A 15,502-nucleotide genomic window follows, 5' to 3' on the forward strand; every position below is an offset into this window, starting at 1 on the left:
AAGCCTGCCTACCTTAAAGGATGGTCAGGCTCTTATAGAGAAATTTACCGGATTGATGTACAGGAATGGCAATCATCTGTTAAGTAAAACAACGATTTGAACCCGACTTTTTTGAGCTTACGTGCGGCGAGCAGTCCCTCAGACCATTTCGGGGTTACGATAATGACCTCGTCTTCCGGACTCAATTCTTTATCCCATACAAAGGGCAGCCTACCGAGGGAGATATTAACTGCTTCCTTCAAATGACTGGCAGTATATTCAGAGACGTCCCGAACATCGAGCACCTTTAGATTCGGGTGATCTTCTTTGGCCTGAGCGAGCTCGCTGCACTTCATCAGTTTCAGTCCGTGAATTGGAACCCAACGGCGGTAAACGTAAACCAGCAGCATAGCTGCAATCATATATACGAAAAACAAAACCGATTCCTCCCCAAGGTCACTTACTAACCTCTTGATTAGGCAAAATGCACCCCAGAAATAAGGTTTGTATTACCCCTGTGGGTATAATATTAAGATGTAATGATTCGTATGTCAAGTCGTTGACCATAGTTTCGAAACTCATAATACTGGACGTGTAATCATAGGGTGATTATGCTGCTTAGTGTTCTTTTTCACTCTGAATTAACGTTTGTAGATCAAGTGTATCTATCCAATAGTGGGTGAAAAGGGTATAATTTCCTTTATCTATTTCACCTTTAGAACAGGAGGTGTTGTAACCTGTGTCCATTCATCACTTTCTTGAGCTGACTTTTGCTTTTAAAGACCATAAAATCGGGGTGCCTTTCCCCGTTACATCGCAAGACTTGGCAAATATATGGTACTGCACTCCACGCAACGTCAAGGTTATTATACGGAAACTTACCCACCTCGGCTGGATCGAGTGGCAGGCTGGACGTGGTCGGGGTAATCTCTCCCTGCTAACCATTGCAACACCATCGGATGAACTACTTCTGGAAGAAGCGAAAACCCAAACCTCTAAAGGACAAATTAAGCATGCGTTCGAGCTGATAAACAAATATAGCCATGTGCCAAGTACCAAAGAGCTTTATATGGAGTGGTTGTCCTCGGGTATGGGTGTCTCCCGCGAGATTATCTCCGACCAGGTCATGGACAGACTTCGATTTCCGGTTTGCTTGCCCATCCACCATCTTGATCCGGCTAGGCTGCTCTATGTGTTCGACGAACATATTGCCCAGCACCTATTCGATACGTTGGTGGAACATCATCCTGAAGATAACAAGATCCTCCCTTCCATCGCTCATGCTTGGGAGAGTGACTCCACATTCCAGACCTGGACGTTTCATTTGAGGAAGGGCATAATGTTTCATCATGGTCGTGAGCTGTCAGCGGAGGACGTCATTTTTACATTAAATCGCCTTCGCCATGATCCAGAGCGTTATGAACAAAGCTGGATGTCAGCAGGTATACAATCTGTAATTGCTATTGACCGTAAGACGGTAAGAATCACCTTGAAAGAACCGAACTACTTATTCCTCCACTTTATGAGCAGCACTGAAGCTTCGATTGTGCCACAGGATGTCATTGAACAAGATGAAGAAGCCTTTATAAAAAAACCTATCGGTACCGGTCCATTTCGTTTAGTACAGCTTGATGAACAAATATGTGTTCTGGAAGCTTATCCGGCTCATTTCAAAGGTAGACCCAATCTCGACCGTGTGGAAATTTTACTTCTTCCAGAACATGAGACCTTCTCCTTACGAAAGCTTGATTGGACTCCGCTGATGACCACGAACAGTAGTGTTGTTCAAGAAAACCAAGGACCGGGGAAAAGTCCTGCCTCGGAATGGAATGAACTTGAAATCTTTATGAGCGGATGCAGCATATTGCTCTTTAATCAGCAAAAAAAAGGCCCCCAGAACCATATCGCTTTCCGGGAGGCCATGGATTGTATGATTGACAGAGATCAGATGATTGCACAGTTAGGCGAGGATCGGATTGCTCCCGCGTGCGGCTTCTACCCTAGGGATGAATCTAAACCTGCCCTCCGGCCTGCAAACTGCGAGCATATCCGCCAGCTTCTTAAGGACAGTGGTTATGCGGGAGAAACCATTTATCTAAGCACGTTCGACCGTCATCGTCTCGATGCGGAGTGGATTCAGAATTGTGTTCGAGCCTTTGGTATACAATTAGAAATCCGGATCATCACGCAGTCTGAATTAACAAATCCCTCATATGTAAGTACCCAGGATATTCTTATGTATGAAATAGTTCTGCGTCAGGATGAAATGAGTGAGATCGAAATGTATTTGCAGAAAAGCATCTTCCGCACTTGCCTAAGCGAGGAGATAACAGAAACCTCCAAGAAGTTTATTTCCTCTATACTCCGTGAGCCAGATACCCACATCCGTGAGAGCACTTTAAAAAATCTTGAGAAAATTATACGGGATTCCCGCTCCGTGCTGTTTCTGACCCATAAAAAGCGCAGCACACAGTTTCACTCTTCCGTTAAGGGAATAACACTACGGTCCTCCGGTTGGGTCGACTTTCGATCCGTGTGGTTCCATCCAGATCTTACTGGATAAGTTTAGAGCGCGCACTCCTCAATCTCAAACCCAAGGTCTTCGATCATCTGCCAGTCCCAATGCTGCTTCAATCCTATTGATGCGTTTAGATTCATGCATAACGACTTTGAAATATACAGAAACCAACAGGGCCACCCAAGATGAATTCTTGGATGGCCTGTTGGTTTTTATATTATGGAGCTCTCTGTGGCAGAAGTTTTACATATTCGTCAGACAACTTCATAAGCTTCAGCACGTAATCATAATCATCTCGGTAAGGTGAAATATCTTGAACGGGCTGCAATGTTTTTAATGAAACCGCCGTTCCATCGTCAAATCCATCTCCAGGGACAAACATAACCTCATTGTTGAAGAACGAGCCTGTTGGCAAGTAATATCTCATGCCGATTACATTGTTATCAATGTTCAGCAGATCCTGCCCCATAGCAGTAAACTGTTCATTTTTCAATGAAATCCCCATAATGTTCGCGATCGTTGGCATCATATCAACTTGACCTCCGACCTGTTCAATCGTCTTCCCTTCCTTCAGCCCTGGTATGTGGACTATAAAAGGAATGTTAAACCGACTGATTCTCTCATGGTAAGGAACACCCAGAGAAGACGTAATCAGACTGGGATCTGTTTCGTTACTGTTAATTCCAAAATGATCACCATATACGACCAGAACCGTGTCTTCCCATAACCCATTTTGTTTCAGTGATTCGATCAGCTTACCCAGTGCGAAATCTGAGTAGTTGACAGAATCCAGATAATTGCCCAGCTGTGTTCCTTTTAGGTCAGAGGGAATATTAATTTTCGAAAAACTTTCCGGTACCGTGAACGGAGAGTGGCTCGAGACGGTAACAAATTGAGCATAAAATGGTTTGTTGTCTTTATGCACATCACTCACTGTTTCTATTCCAACACGATACAATTCTTCATCCGATGGTCCAAAACTATTAAAATTGTCGTTAGTAAAGTATGGTTTATCATAGAAATGATTAAAGCCGAGCGCTGGATACATCTTGTTTCGGTCCCAGAAGGTGACATCATTTACATGAAACGTATTGGATATATAACCCCGCTCGCCAAGCAGACGCGGCAGACTTGGAAGTTCCCGGCTGCCAAAGCCAGTTGACATCGCAAGCGAACCTAAAGGATATATCGAGGTGTTCGATAAGAACTCAGCGTCCGATGTATTGCCTTGGCCAATCTGCTGGAACACATAAGGAAAGTACAACCCCTCATCCGCAAGCTGATTCATTACAGGCGTGATCACCTGATTGTCCAAAGATTGATGAATCGGGAAATTCTGCAGTGACTCCATCTGAACGACAATCAGATTTTTACCTTTACCCATTCCAAAATATTCCGGCTTCTTCCCATCCTTTTTCTCTTCCCGGTAAGGATAGCTTTCCTGCAACTTCTTAATTTCTTTAACTGTATCCTGCAGATTGCCTTCCGCCACTGCCTTTTTCTCCTGCCCGCTTCTTACAACAGCAGCCACCTGATAATTCATAAAGCCCATATGCTCCGCGCGAACAAGTTCATTCTCGATTCCCCATGTTTTGCGGATCGATAACCCTGATATGACTATACTAAGGATCAATAAACTAGCCATACATAGCTTCCATCCGGAAATCCTTTTTGAGCTTCTATAAGAAGTCTGCGTAAACATGGTGAATCCTCCGGATCTGGAATTTCGCCTGCGAACCCGGTTCATGATCCAAACAATAGCCATAACCAGTACATCCGCAAAGAAAATAAAATGCTCTGGTTTGAGTAACGTCGTTATGCTGGAGCGTACTTGATGCACCTGACCAAGACCAGACAACGCAGTATATGTCGGTATGGAGCCAAAGTACACATTATAGATCGCTGAAGCAAACAAAATGAGCGACACAACAAAATTAAACACCCAATAAACGACATGTCGTCCCTTCATGGGAATGAGCAGCTCTAGAAAACTCATCAATACAAGCAGAGAAAAGGCATCTGTCGGTACTTTTCCCCACATGACTTCATTAAATAAAAATAACCTTAACAACATCAATTTCAGTAGCAGAAGCAAGAAAACACCGCTGAACAATCCTGCTCTTTGTTTCCACGTTCTTTCCATGTTCTATCTATCTCCCTACTTCTATTTTTAAAATGTATTTTTAAGAATCGTTCCCCGTAAGTGCATGTTCAAAAAGGTCGGTTTTCAGCACCGAGAAGGTTGGAATAAGCTAGGGACTGAGGAGCGGAGCGTACGTTTTGGGTACGTGAGCACCGGAAGGAACGGCTGAATTCAAGATTCGATGCCGAGCCCACTTCCTGATTCACTTCGTGATCAAAAGCGGACTTTTTGAACAACCTCTATTATAACAGGTATGTAAACCTCAATCTATTCGGCCACAGGTGAAAGAACGCCCAAAGCTTGTAAATCATGGTCAAATGTCTCATGCACACCTCTCCTGTCTTACGTACGATAGAGCATTCCAATCAAAGGCTGGAGGGTTCAACGCATGAGAATAGTAGTAACCGGCGGAGCGGGTTTTATCGGCTCTCACCTCGTCAACCGGCTGGTTTCACAAGGCCACGAGGTACATGTTATCGATAACCTGACAACCGGTGATCCAGGTCGCCTGCATTCCGAGGCGGTTCTGCATGTCACGGATGTGGGCAGTGATCAGGCGGCGACATATATAAAACTGCTTAAACCGGATGTCGTCTTTCATTTGGCGGCGCAAGCGGATGTGAAGCTGTCCATTAAGTCACCAACTGCTGATGCTTTTGCTAATATTATGGGTACACTTAATGTTTTGGAAGCATGCCGGGCAGCCAAAGTTCGGAAAATCATATTTGCATCGACATCCGGAGTATATGGTAATTTGGTGAAGGATGCACTGACTGAGAACGATCAGGTATCTCCGATTTCTTTTTATGCCTTATCCAAGCTCACAGCTGAACAGTACATCCGCCTGTATAAACACTTTTATGGACTGGAATACACCATTCTCCGTTATAGCCATGTGTATGGCCCCAGACAAACGACAAATGGTGAAGGTGGTGTTATTGCAGACTTTGGTGAACAGATGAGTAGCGGACTCCCTCTGAGCATATTTGGAGACGGTACTCAGACACGGGACTTTATTTATGTAAAAGATGTAGTCGAAGCTAATTTGGCCGCCATCGACCTTGGACACAGTGATACATTTCATGTGAGTACAGGACAGTGCACAAGCGTTAACCGGCTGGTCGATATCGTGCGCGAACAATTTCCCGGTGTCATTGACGTGAACTACCTTCCCGCCAAGTCGGGAGACATTGCACACTGCTGCCTTGATAACAGTAAGATCATGTCTATGCTGAATTGGAAGCCTGAGTACACAATTGAACAAGGATTAATGGAAACTACCCGATATTGGAGTGTCTTCTCCAAACAACGATAGAGGTATGAAAAACAAGCGCCCGATCAAAAGCTGATCGATGGCGCTTTATTTATGACCCCCTTCGCTGAAGCGAGGCATCTTGCATCTTGTACCTCGTTAACCCGTACCTTTAAATGAAATGATTTCATTCGAGATCCTTCTCAGTTTGCGCCATTTAACTCATTACTAATCGAAAATTCAGCCCAAACTCTCTGTCTGCAGATCGGTTGGAGCTACGGCTGCAGCTTTCTTAGATGGTCGGACATTTAAGAACAGAATGAGTCCAAGCAGCACGAGTGCACCCCCGGCAGCCTGTAGACCATTCATGGACTCATTAAGAAGGAGATACGCGAGCAGGCTTGCTCCCACCGGTTCCCCTAGAACACTCATCGATACCGTTGAAGCGGATGAATAACGCATAAGCCAATTAAATAGAAGATGGCCGAATACCGTCGGCACGACAGCAAGCAGGGCGAATATTCCCCACTCTTTCGCTGGATATCCTGTCAGCGGGATACCTGAGAACACATTGTAACCAGCCAGGAACAATGCTGCAAAAACAAATACAAACCAGCTATAAAGAAATGAAGGAATCCGTTTAAGCAGCATTTGTCCTAGAAGCATATGTGCCGCGATTGCTGCCGTTCCGAACAGTGACATTAAATCCCCTGCCAGATGGTTACCTGTACCGCTCATTCCACTTTTACCGATCAACAAAAACACGCCAAGAAAAGCGATTCCCATCCCGGATAGCGCTGAGACAGACGTTCTCTCTTTAAAGAAGATATAAGCTCCGATCATTACAAAAACCGGCTGGAGCGCCAGAATGATCGTTGAGCTTGCCACACTGGTCCATTGCAGCGAACCCATCCACAGCAGAAAATGAATCGCCAGCATCATACCGGAAGCCATAAGTTTCAGAAAGTCAGTTCTTTTAAGCTTTCGGGCTTGCGGGATATATTTAATTCCAAAAGGCAGCATGAAGAGCATGGTGAGAATGAGCCTGTACATAGCTTGAATCGACACAGGCGCATCGGACCACTTCACAAAGATAGATGAGAATGAAATAGCAGTTATCCCGATAAAAAGTAGAATAGCTACGGGAATTGGCGGTTTTTCTGGATTCATAATGGTTAAATGTCTCACCTTTCGTGTATTATTAGAGAATAGTTTATTATATCGTAAGGAGATTAATTGTAGCGCTATGAAGACAACGAAACACCAACGAAGTAAAATGAGCCCTCCCAAGTTTTTAGCTATCGGCTTTCTTTCCATTACGCTCTTCGGTACGTTCTTGCTCAAGCTGCCGATTTCTGCTGAAAATGGTATACCGACACCGCTGGTCGATGCGCTTTTTACGGCTGTATCCGCCATCAGCGTAACAGGTCTTACCGTAGTAGACACCGGTACGCATTGGTCAATGTTTGGAGAAATAGTCATGCTGATGCTTGTTCAGCTTGGAGGTCTTGGATTTATGACCTCCGCGACATGGATCGCGCTGATGTTGAACCGCAGAATATCTCTACGGGAACGAATGATTCTTCAGGAAGCGATGGGGCAATACCAGATCCAAGGAATTGTCGACCTGATCCGTCGCGTTCTCGTCTATGCATTTACAATTGAAGGGATAGGCGCATTGCTGCTCACTTTACGTTTTTGGGCGGAGATGCCGCTGACCGATGCAGCTTACCTTGGCATATTCCAGAGTGTTTCCATTTTCAATAACGCAGGATTCGATCTACTGGGTGGCATTCATGGTCCATTCACCGGATTTGCAGCCTATGGCACTGATCCGATACTCAATATCATTAATATGGCCCTTATCTTTCTAGGTGGGATTGGATTTATCGTCATGTTTGATGTCATTGAATATCCTAAGTGCCGAAAGCTTTCTCTACATTCCAAGGTAGTCCTTACCGTAACGTCACTGCTAATTGTTATCGGTGCGCTGATGCTGTTTATTTTGGAATTTAGTAATCCGGCAACACTCGGTCCACTCTCCTACCCGCAAAAGATCATGGCTTCCTTTTTCCAATCGGTTACGTCACGATCAGGGGGAGTCAGTACGATTGATATTGGTGGACTGCAGCAATCATCCCAATTTTTCATGATTATGCTGATGTTTATTGGTGCCGCTCCCGGATCAACGGGCGGAGGTATTAAAGTAACGACCTTTGCCGTCCTGATTGGTGCCGTAATCACGATGGTAAAGGGTAAACGGGATGTCGTGCTGTTCCGGAACCGTATCTCTCAAGCAGTCGTTTATCGTGCGGTCACCTTAACTATTATTTCCCTGCTGCTTCTGGTTGGGTTTTCCATGTTCTTGTCTGCGACGGAATCCAGTGATTTCCTGGCTATTCTGTTTGAATCCGTGTCCGCTTTCGGTACAGTTGGACTATCGATGGGACTAACAACCGAGCTGTCCGAGATCGGAAAAGTAACGGTTGCACTGCTCATGTTCCTTGGACGTTTAGGACCACTAACGCTGGCATACGCGCTGAACCGCAAACGCTATAAGGACTTATACCGTCATCCGGAAGGCAAAATCATTATCGGCTAATCATTTTATAGACATGACACCCTTTGATTCACAGAACAAACCGTCCGCTTCCCTCACGGGAGTCGGACGGTTTGTTTGTGATCAGCCCTAACGATTTAAATGGGACAGAGACTAGAGCTTTATGCGAATCCGCCGGCATCAATAGCAGCATCCAGCAGATCGTCAAACAGTTCGTCATTCTCTTCAATTTGAGCGTCAACTTTCAGAAATTGCTCCTCCGGACCCGGCTCACCGGCGAAATTCAGACTGTAATCCCAGTCTCGTCCGTTCTTACTCATAAATGTGATCTCATAGGCAGAAGCTTGTCCTTCCATGGTAAAGACGGTGTATCCTATAAAATTATTCTCCTCATCACGCTGCATACCTGCACGATCGATGGTAACCTGTGACATAGGTCCACTCTCCTTCAAAATGCTTAACAATGTTGCTCATAAAACTCAGTATATCACTTTTTATGTAGATCGATTAGTGTTTTTCATCTGAGCGGCAATTTAGTATAATGTGGTTATTGCTTTTAAAATAATGTAATTGGAGGGTACCTCATGTCCGACTTTAAATTATCCCTGGACAAGTATGCGGAATTGACTGTCAAAGTAGGGGTCAATGTACAGAAGGGACAGACTTTAGTTGTCCATGCACCTGTAGAATCCGCTGAATTTATCCGCTTAATCGCCGCAAAGGCATATGAAGCGGGTGCCCGCCTGGTCAAAGTGCTCTGGAATGATGAAGCCTTAACCCGGCTTCAATATGAGAATGCATCTGACGACGTGTTTACGGAAAAACCAAAATGGTTTGTGGGTGAAATCGTTGAGCTCGTAGAGAACGGTGCAGCAGTTCTTCATGTGCTTGCCGAGAACCCGGATCTTCTGAACGGTATCGATCCGGAAAGAATTGCGAATTTCTACAAGACACGCGGAGAGGCTATGAAGCAGTATCGTGCCTATCAGCAAGCTGACAAATTCAGCTGGTGCCTGATTGCCGTACCTTCCCCTGCTTGGGCTGCGAAAGTATTCCCAGACGTACCTGAAGCTGAGCAGATGGACAAGCTGTGGAATGCCATTTTCCACACGGTCCGTGTAAATCAAGAGGATCCGGTGGAAGCCTGGAACCGCCATTTGAATGTACTTGAAGAGAAGTCGGCAGTCCTGAACGCCAAGAAATATAAAGCTCTGCATTACATAGCTCCAGGTACGGATCTGACCATTGAACTGCCAAAAGGTCATATCTGGGCGCAAGGAGACAGCATTAATGAGCAGGGTCACGCCTTTGTTGCGAATATGCCAACGGAGGAAGTATTTACAGCGCCACTGAAGACGGGCGTTAACGGAACCGTAAGCAGCACCAAACCGCTAAGCTATGCGGGTAACATCGTGGATAATTTCTCGCTCACCTTCGAGAATGGGCGAGTTGTCAGTTTTACGGCTGAACAGGGTTATGAAACACTTGAGCGCCTGCTCAATATGGATGAAGGTGCTCGCTATCTCGGCGAAGTCGCACTTGTTCCACACCAGTCTCCGATTTCAGAGTCGAACATCTTGTATTACAATACACTATTTGACGAGAATGCTTCCAACCACCTGGCCATCGGAAGTGCTTATGCTTTCTGCCTGGAGGGCGGAAAGGAAATGTCTCAGGACGACCTGGTGAAGCATGGACTGAATACAAGTGTAACTCACGTCGATTTCATGATCGGTTCAGGCGACATGGACATTAACGGAATTACCGAGGATGGAAAAGAAGAACCTGTATTCCGTAACGGAAACTGGGCATTTTAAGTCAATATCACGATCACAGCAGCCTCATCTCTTTGGAGTGACGGCTGCTGTGTTGTAATGATTGTAATGACAAACCTCTTCTACCCTGTTATTGACCTGAGGTTGATTCTAAGTGTTTTGCTAATCATAAATTTGGAGGTCCTTACATGCTTACTTTTGAACAAAAACTGGAGCGTTACGCTGAACTGGCCGTTAAGGTTGGAGCGAATGTTCAACCAGATCAAATTCTCGTCGTTAACGCGATGATTGAAGCTGCTGAGCTCGTTCGTCTCGTCGTAAAAAAAGCGTACGAAGCTGGTGCCAAGCTGGTCAAAGTCAATTACAGTGACGAAAAGGTAAACCGGATCCGGTACGATCTGGCTCCCGATAAATCCTTCCTGGAGCCGCCGAAGCATCAAGCTGAGGAAATGACAGAGCTAGCGGAGAACGGTGCTGCCTTCATGACCATTCTTTCGGCAAATCCGGATCTCATGAAAGGTGTAGATCCAGAACGCATCTCCAATTACCAACGAACCTTTGGTGCTTCGATGGCAAAATACCGTCAATATCAACAGGCAGACAAGATGAGCTGGACCGGTATAGCTTTTGCATCACCGGATTGGGCAGCAAAGGTCTTCCCTGATGCTCGTCAAGATCAACAAGTCGACATGCTGTGGGATGCTATTTTCCAAGCGGTTCGTGCGGACCAGGAAGACCCGATTGCTGCCTGGGAGAAACATATCGATACATTGCAGCATAAATCGGATGAGCTCAACAGCAAGAAGTACCACAAGCTTCATTTCGTATCCGAAGGCACAGACTTGACGATTGAGCTACCCGAAGGGCATATTTGGGCTCAAGCAGGAAGTCACAATGAAAAGGGCGATCGTTTTGTAGCGAACATTCCGACAGAAGAAGTATTCACAGCTCCTCTAAAAACCGGAGTTAACGGTACCGTACGGAGCACGAAGCCGCTAAGTTACGGCGGAAACATTATCGACAACTTCTCAATTACGTTTAAAGATGGACGGATTGTAGAATATTCAGCTGAAGAAGGCAAAGATACACTCACCCGTCTAATTGAAATGGATGAAGGATCGCATTATTTGGGCGAAGTTGCTCTAGTTCCTTATGCATCACCTATTTCGGAGAGCGGGATTTTGTACTTCACAACCTTGTTTGACGAGAACGCCTCCTGCCACTTGGCCATCGGAAGTGCCTATGCTTTCAACTTGGAAGGTGGAAAAACAATGACTGCCGATCAGCTCGCCTCAAACGGACTGAATGCAAGCATAACTCACGTTGACTTCATGATGGGTTCCAAAGAATTGAACATTACAGGCATTAGCCATGATGGTCAGGAAGAACCGATCTTTATTAACGGAAACTGGGCTTAATCTGCTCTGTCTGCTTCATACTCAAAGAGACCGCCGATCGATTTAACGGCGGTCTCTTTGAGTTGTTTTAAACTTTTTAAAAAAAGATGCCAAAATAGGAAGCATCAAAGAGATAATAAGCATTGTATGATCAAAGGATAGCATCAAAAACCCCCGATCTTCCCCACTTTTATCATATCAATATACCAACTAGAAAATATTGGGCGCTTAATACAAAAATGATGTAAAATAATGAGAGGATTAGCAAGGGGATACACCAGAGAGGAGATTAGTGCGTGTCTAACCGATTGCAATTGCTCCTCGCAGCAGAATTCAATGAAATAAGCGAACCTCTTCAGGAAGAGGTTTATTATGAATTTTATGATTTGGTCTACGGACAGATTATGTATGTGCTCCGGGACCACGCTGCTGTTGAGGACATAATTCAGGAATCATTCATTAAAGTAATAACCAACAAACCTATTTTTGATAATGAAAACAAATTAAAAGCTTGGTTGCGAGTGGTTTCTAGAAATACAACGATGAATTATTTAAGAAAAAATAAAAAATACCGTAACCAAGTTGATGTTGACCGTGTTTTTATAAGTGAAGAGGAATTGGTTCCTTCTTCCACTAATGTAGAACATCAGGTAGAGTCCAAAATGATGGAAGAATCCATTAAGAAATATCTTGAGCAGTTGAAGCCCGAATATCGGCTGCTCATCGAGTACCGCTGGAAGCACGGATTAACCTATAAGGAAATCGCCGAGCTGCTGAATACCCGGGAAGACATTGTGAAGCAACGTCTATTCCGAGCCAGGGAATCTGTTAAGAAAATGCTATATAGGGAGTGGGGTGTTATGGATGAACAACGAAAAATATGATGATTGGTTTAACGAAGTTTTTGATGAGGCTTTTGAGCGTGCTGCTTCTCATTCCTCTACTCCTGATCATGACACCAAACGGGAATCCTGGTTACAGGTCAAGCAGCAGCTTGAGAGTAAATCTAGACGTAAGCAACGCCGTCGCAGATTTCAATTGGCAGGGATTATTGCCGCTTCTATGGCAATTGGAGCAATTTTATTCTCTCCACCAACGATTTCTCAGGCTGTATCACCGATCTACCAGCAAATTAAGGAGTGGGGTGACGGTATTGTAACGATCATCTCTGGCAAGGATGATTCTGTAACAGATACTGTGGCAAAGACGAGTCCACCACCCGGAAGATCAGAAGAAATATACGAAAATTTAGGTGAAAAGGTTTTGTGGAGCAGTTCTGCGGAAGACAATAATCTGACATTAGAAGAGGTTAAGTCAAGGTTAACGTTTACGTACTCGGAGTTCGAGTACATTCCTCAAGGATATAAGTTCCTTGATGTACTTGTGGCTCCGATAAACGAAGAATCATCGATTAATGACATGGCTATTCAATATGTGTCCGAGAGCGGCAAGATTCTGAATATCTCATATATCGATATGATTAACGGTCCCGTCTCAGTCAGCACCCTTAGCTCACCATCTTCTGAGAGTCTTCAGCTTCATTCAGGAATAGAAGCCTTATACACAAAAGGCCTCGCCAGTTCTATACAATTTACACACAATGGCGTAATGATTCGAATCGTTGGTGAAATGAGCAAGGAAGAGCTGCTAAGAATGGCTAACAGCTTACCATAATGATGAAGGGCGTACCCATTATCGGGTACGCCCTTTATTATAAATGAATCAGTTCCCCATTAACAATGATTCTGTATACATGATCTGCGATTCAGTTTTGCCATTCACCGTAGCAAAATGTATCGTTTTTCCACGGTAATAATAACCTTCGATTGCACTAAAAGACTTTGTCCCGTAATAACTGTTAGAATTTGTAGAGCTACCGGAACTACTTGCGACTTCTACCCAGACGGAGCCCGTCCAGCGCTGAAGAAAAAAATCTACACCAATAGAGCTTGCTTTCTGATTTGCGTATGTATTTCCTGATATATCCATTCCTGAACTAGTTTTTCGAATAGAAGATACCGCATCGATTAAATATGAATTCATTGGATTTACGTTCATGATGTTCATCTCAACTGGAGGCGGAGTCGTTGCTGCCCCGGGTGCTTTGTCTACTGTCGTATCGGCGGATGCCCCACCCGCAATTGCTAAGCTGATCAACATGGTTGCTGTAAAAGCCGGTATTACGCGTGAAAGCTTCTTTACGTTTGACATAACATCACCTTTTCTCTCATGATTTTATCGAACATCCATATATTAACATACCCATACGACAAAGAAATGTCTTTTTCTTCATTTTTAGTTCAATTAAAAAAAGACAACGGCTATAAGCCGCTGTCTTCTAATTGCCATCGCATGTATTATGCGCCGGCCTCCGCCTGTATCACCTGCTGTTTCAGCAAAGTGATGCGGGATATTCGTTTATTTTCCGTCTCTTCCACGACGAACAAGTATTCACCGTAAGAATAGGACTGACCTTTGTGCGGAAGGATGACCTCCAGTCGGGAAGACAACCAACCACCAATCGTATCATAATCCTCTGTATCCACATCCAGACCAAAATGGCCATTAATTTCGTCGATCAACATCAACCCATCAATAGAATGCTCATCCTCAGACACGATTTCAATTCCCTGCCGCTCCTCATCAAACTCATCCTGAATTTCACCAACAATTTCTTCCATGATGTCCTCCAGAGTAACAAGGCCGGACGTACCACCATATTCATCGATCAGAATCGCAATTTGCGTCTTGCTTCGCTGCATACGCTTCAGCAGATCACTAATCTTCATCGATTCAGGAACCGCGATGATCGGGCGAATAAGTGAAATCTGGTCCCGGACATATCCCCGCATTAAATCCTTAATATGAATAAATCCAATAATATGGTCCTTATCCTCATCACAGATTGGATAACGGGTCCTCATTCCCTCATGGGCGATTTCGAGATTTTCCTGCATGGACAGATTGCTGTATAAACAGATCATATCCGTACGAGGAATCATGATCTCTCTTGCTGTTGTATCCGCAAATTCAAAAATGTTATCTACCAAGGTCAGTTCCGTATCATTGATCAGACCAATCTCACTGCTTTCCTTCATCAGATCACGCAGTTCTTCCTCTGTGTGAGCCGTTCCCCGTTCAACGACAGGTTTCATCCGGAATAAGTACAGAAGACCGTTCGACAAATTGTTAACTAACCAGATAACCGGATACGAAACTTTGTAGATGATGTCAAGCGGTTTTGCTGACAACATGATTATCGTTTCCGCCTTGCGGACAGCAACTGTTTTGGGTGCGAGTTCGCCTAATACGATATGCATCACTGCGATAAACGCAAATGCAATCACAATAGACACCACATGTAACACTGTGTCTTCAAGCCCTAATGCTTGAAACCATGGAGCTATCATGAACGCAATAGAACGTTCTCCGATCCATCCAAGTAGAAGCGATGAAATCGTAATGCCGAGCTGGCAAGCGGACATGTATGCGTCCAGGTTGCGCAAAATCCGCTGGGCTATTTTTGCGTTCTTCTTTCCTTCTTCAACAAGTGCATCAACCCGGCTACCTCTGACCTTTACGAAAGCCAGCTCAGCCGATACAAAAAAACCATTTAGTAATACTAAAAACAATATTAAGGATATTCCCAACCAACTCGGTAAAGGGTCACTCAATCGTTCTCCTATCCGCCGTATGAACTGCTAAGACAGATAGGAACACCTCCTTCGGTTATTATAAATGTGTGGAGCCATAACGCATAACAACGTAATCGGACAACGCGTCAACTTCCCAATGGTCTCATCTCCTTGTCTTTTTAAAACGTAAACAACCTATATAAGTAATTATATAGTTATACGATACACAGTCAAACGCTCAGA

13 protein-coding genes are annotated in these 15,502 nt (G+C 44.5%); 7 read left to right on the forward strand and 6 right to left on the reverse strand.

Annotated elements, in window-relative coordinates:
• Positions 1-44: 44 nt before the first annotated feature.
• On the reverse strand, positions 45-416 hold the full coding sequence (locus tag AC2TF5_RS15335) for a rhodanese-like domain-containing protein (RefSeq protein ID WP_491297935.1): 372 nt from the start codon (positions 414-416) through the stop codon (positions 45-47).
• Between the two features lie 302 nt (positions 417-718).
• On the opposite strand from AC2TF5_RS15335, the gene AC2TF5_RS15340 reads away from it, so the two are divergent.
• Entirely contained in the window at positions 719-2,542 is a 1,824-nt protein-coding gene (locus AC2TF5_RS15340) for an ABC transporter substrate-binding protein (RefSeq protein ID WP_491297936.1), read from the forward strand.
• A 172-nt stretch (positions 2,543-2,714) separates the two neighbouring features.
• On the opposite strand, the gene AC2TF5_RS15345 is transcribed toward AC2TF5_RS15340, so the two are convergent.
• Positions 2,715-4,640, reverse strand: a complete 1,926-nt coding sequence (locus AC2TF5_RS15345; RefSeq protein ID WP_491297938.1) for an LTA synthase family protein — start codon at positions 4,638-4,640, stop codon at positions 2,715-2,717.
• 388 nt (positions 4,641-5,028) lie between these two features.
• On the opposite strand from AC2TF5_RS15345, the gene AC2TF5_RS15350 reads away from it, so the two are divergent.
• Entirely contained in the window at positions 5,029-5,955 is a 927-nt protein-coding gene (locus AC2TF5_RS15350) for an NAD-dependent epimerase/dehydratase family protein (RefSeq protein ID WP_491297939.1), read from the forward strand.
• Between the two features lie 177 nt (positions 5,956-6,132).
• Here AC2TF5_RS15350 and AC2TF5_RS15355 read toward each other — a convergent pair whose 3' ends face one another.
• Entirely contained in the window at positions 6,133-7,062 is a 930-nt protein-coding gene (locus AC2TF5_RS15355; RefSeq protein ID WP_491297940.1) for a DMT family transporter, read from the reverse strand.
• A 76-nt stretch (positions 7,063-7,138) separates the two neighbouring features.
• Between AC2TF5_RS15355 and AC2TF5_RS15360 the strand changes: the two genes are divergently transcribed.
• Complete coding sequence (locus AC2TF5_RS15360; RefSeq protein ID WP_491297941.1) at positions 7,139-8,494, forward strand: TrkH family potassium uptake protein; 1,356 nt, start codon at positions 7,139-7,141, stop codon at positions 8,492-8,494.
• 119 nt (positions 8,495-8,613) lie between these two features.
• Here AC2TF5_RS15360 and AC2TF5_RS15365 read toward each other — a convergent pair whose 3' ends face one another.
• The gene (locus AC2TF5_RS15365) at positions 8,614-8,886 is read right to left on the reverse strand and encodes a hypothetical protein (RefSeq protein ID WP_491297942.1); all 273 of its coding nucleotides are present in this window, start codon (positions 8,884-8,886) and stop codon (positions 8,614-8,616) included.
• A gap of 150 nt (positions 8,887-9,036) precedes the next feature.
• On the opposite strand from AC2TF5_RS15365, the gene AC2TF5_RS15370 reads away from it, so the two are divergent.
• From AC2TF5_RS15370 to AC2TF5_RS15385, 4 genes are all read left to right on the forward strand, one after another.
• Positions 9,037-10,269 (forward strand): aminopeptidase, encoded by a 1,233-nt coding sequence (locus tag AC2TF5_RS15370; protein WP_491297943.1) that lies wholly within the window; start codon positions 9,037-9,039, stop codon positions 10,267-10,269.
• A gap of 146 nt (positions 10,270-10,415) precedes the next feature.
• On the forward strand, positions 10,416-11,645 hold the full coding sequence (locus AC2TF5_RS15375) for an aminopeptidase (RefSeq protein WP_491297944.1): 1,230 nt from the start codon (positions 10,416-10,418) through the stop codon (positions 11,643-11,645).
• A 275-nt stretch (positions 11,646-11,920) separates the two neighbouring features.
• Positions 11,921-12,508: an RNA polymerase sigma factor gene (locus AC2TF5_RS15380; protein ID WP_491297945.1), complete on the forward strand. Its 588-nt coding sequence runs from the start codon at positions 11,921-11,923 to the stop codon at positions 12,506-12,508.
• Positions 12,489-13,298, forward strand: a complete 810-nt coding sequence (locus tag AC2TF5_RS15385) for a DUF4367 domain-containing protein (protein WP_491297946.1) — start codon at positions 12,489-12,491, stop codon at positions 13,296-13,298. Before AC2TF5_RS15380 ends, AC2TF5_RS15385 begins: the two co-directional genes overlap by 20 nt.
• Positions 13,299-13,346: 48 nt before the next feature.
• On the opposite strand, the gene AC2TF5_RS15390 is transcribed toward AC2TF5_RS15385, so the two are convergent.
• Positions 13,347-13,835, reverse strand: a complete 489-nt coding sequence (locus AC2TF5_RS15390) for a hypothetical protein (RefSeq protein ID WP_491297948.1) — start codon at positions 13,833-13,835, stop codon at positions 13,347-13,349.
• A 146-nt stretch (positions 13,836-13,981) separates the two neighbouring features.
• Positions 13,982-15,298, reverse strand: coding sequence for a hemolysin family protein (locus AC2TF5_RS15395; RefSeq protein ID WP_491297949.1), 1,317 nt, complete (start codon positions 15,296-15,298; stop codon positions 13,982-13,984).
• Positions 15,299-15,502: the final 204 nt, after the last annotated feature.

Source organism: Paenibacillus sp. JNUCC 34, from assembly GCF_058269055.1.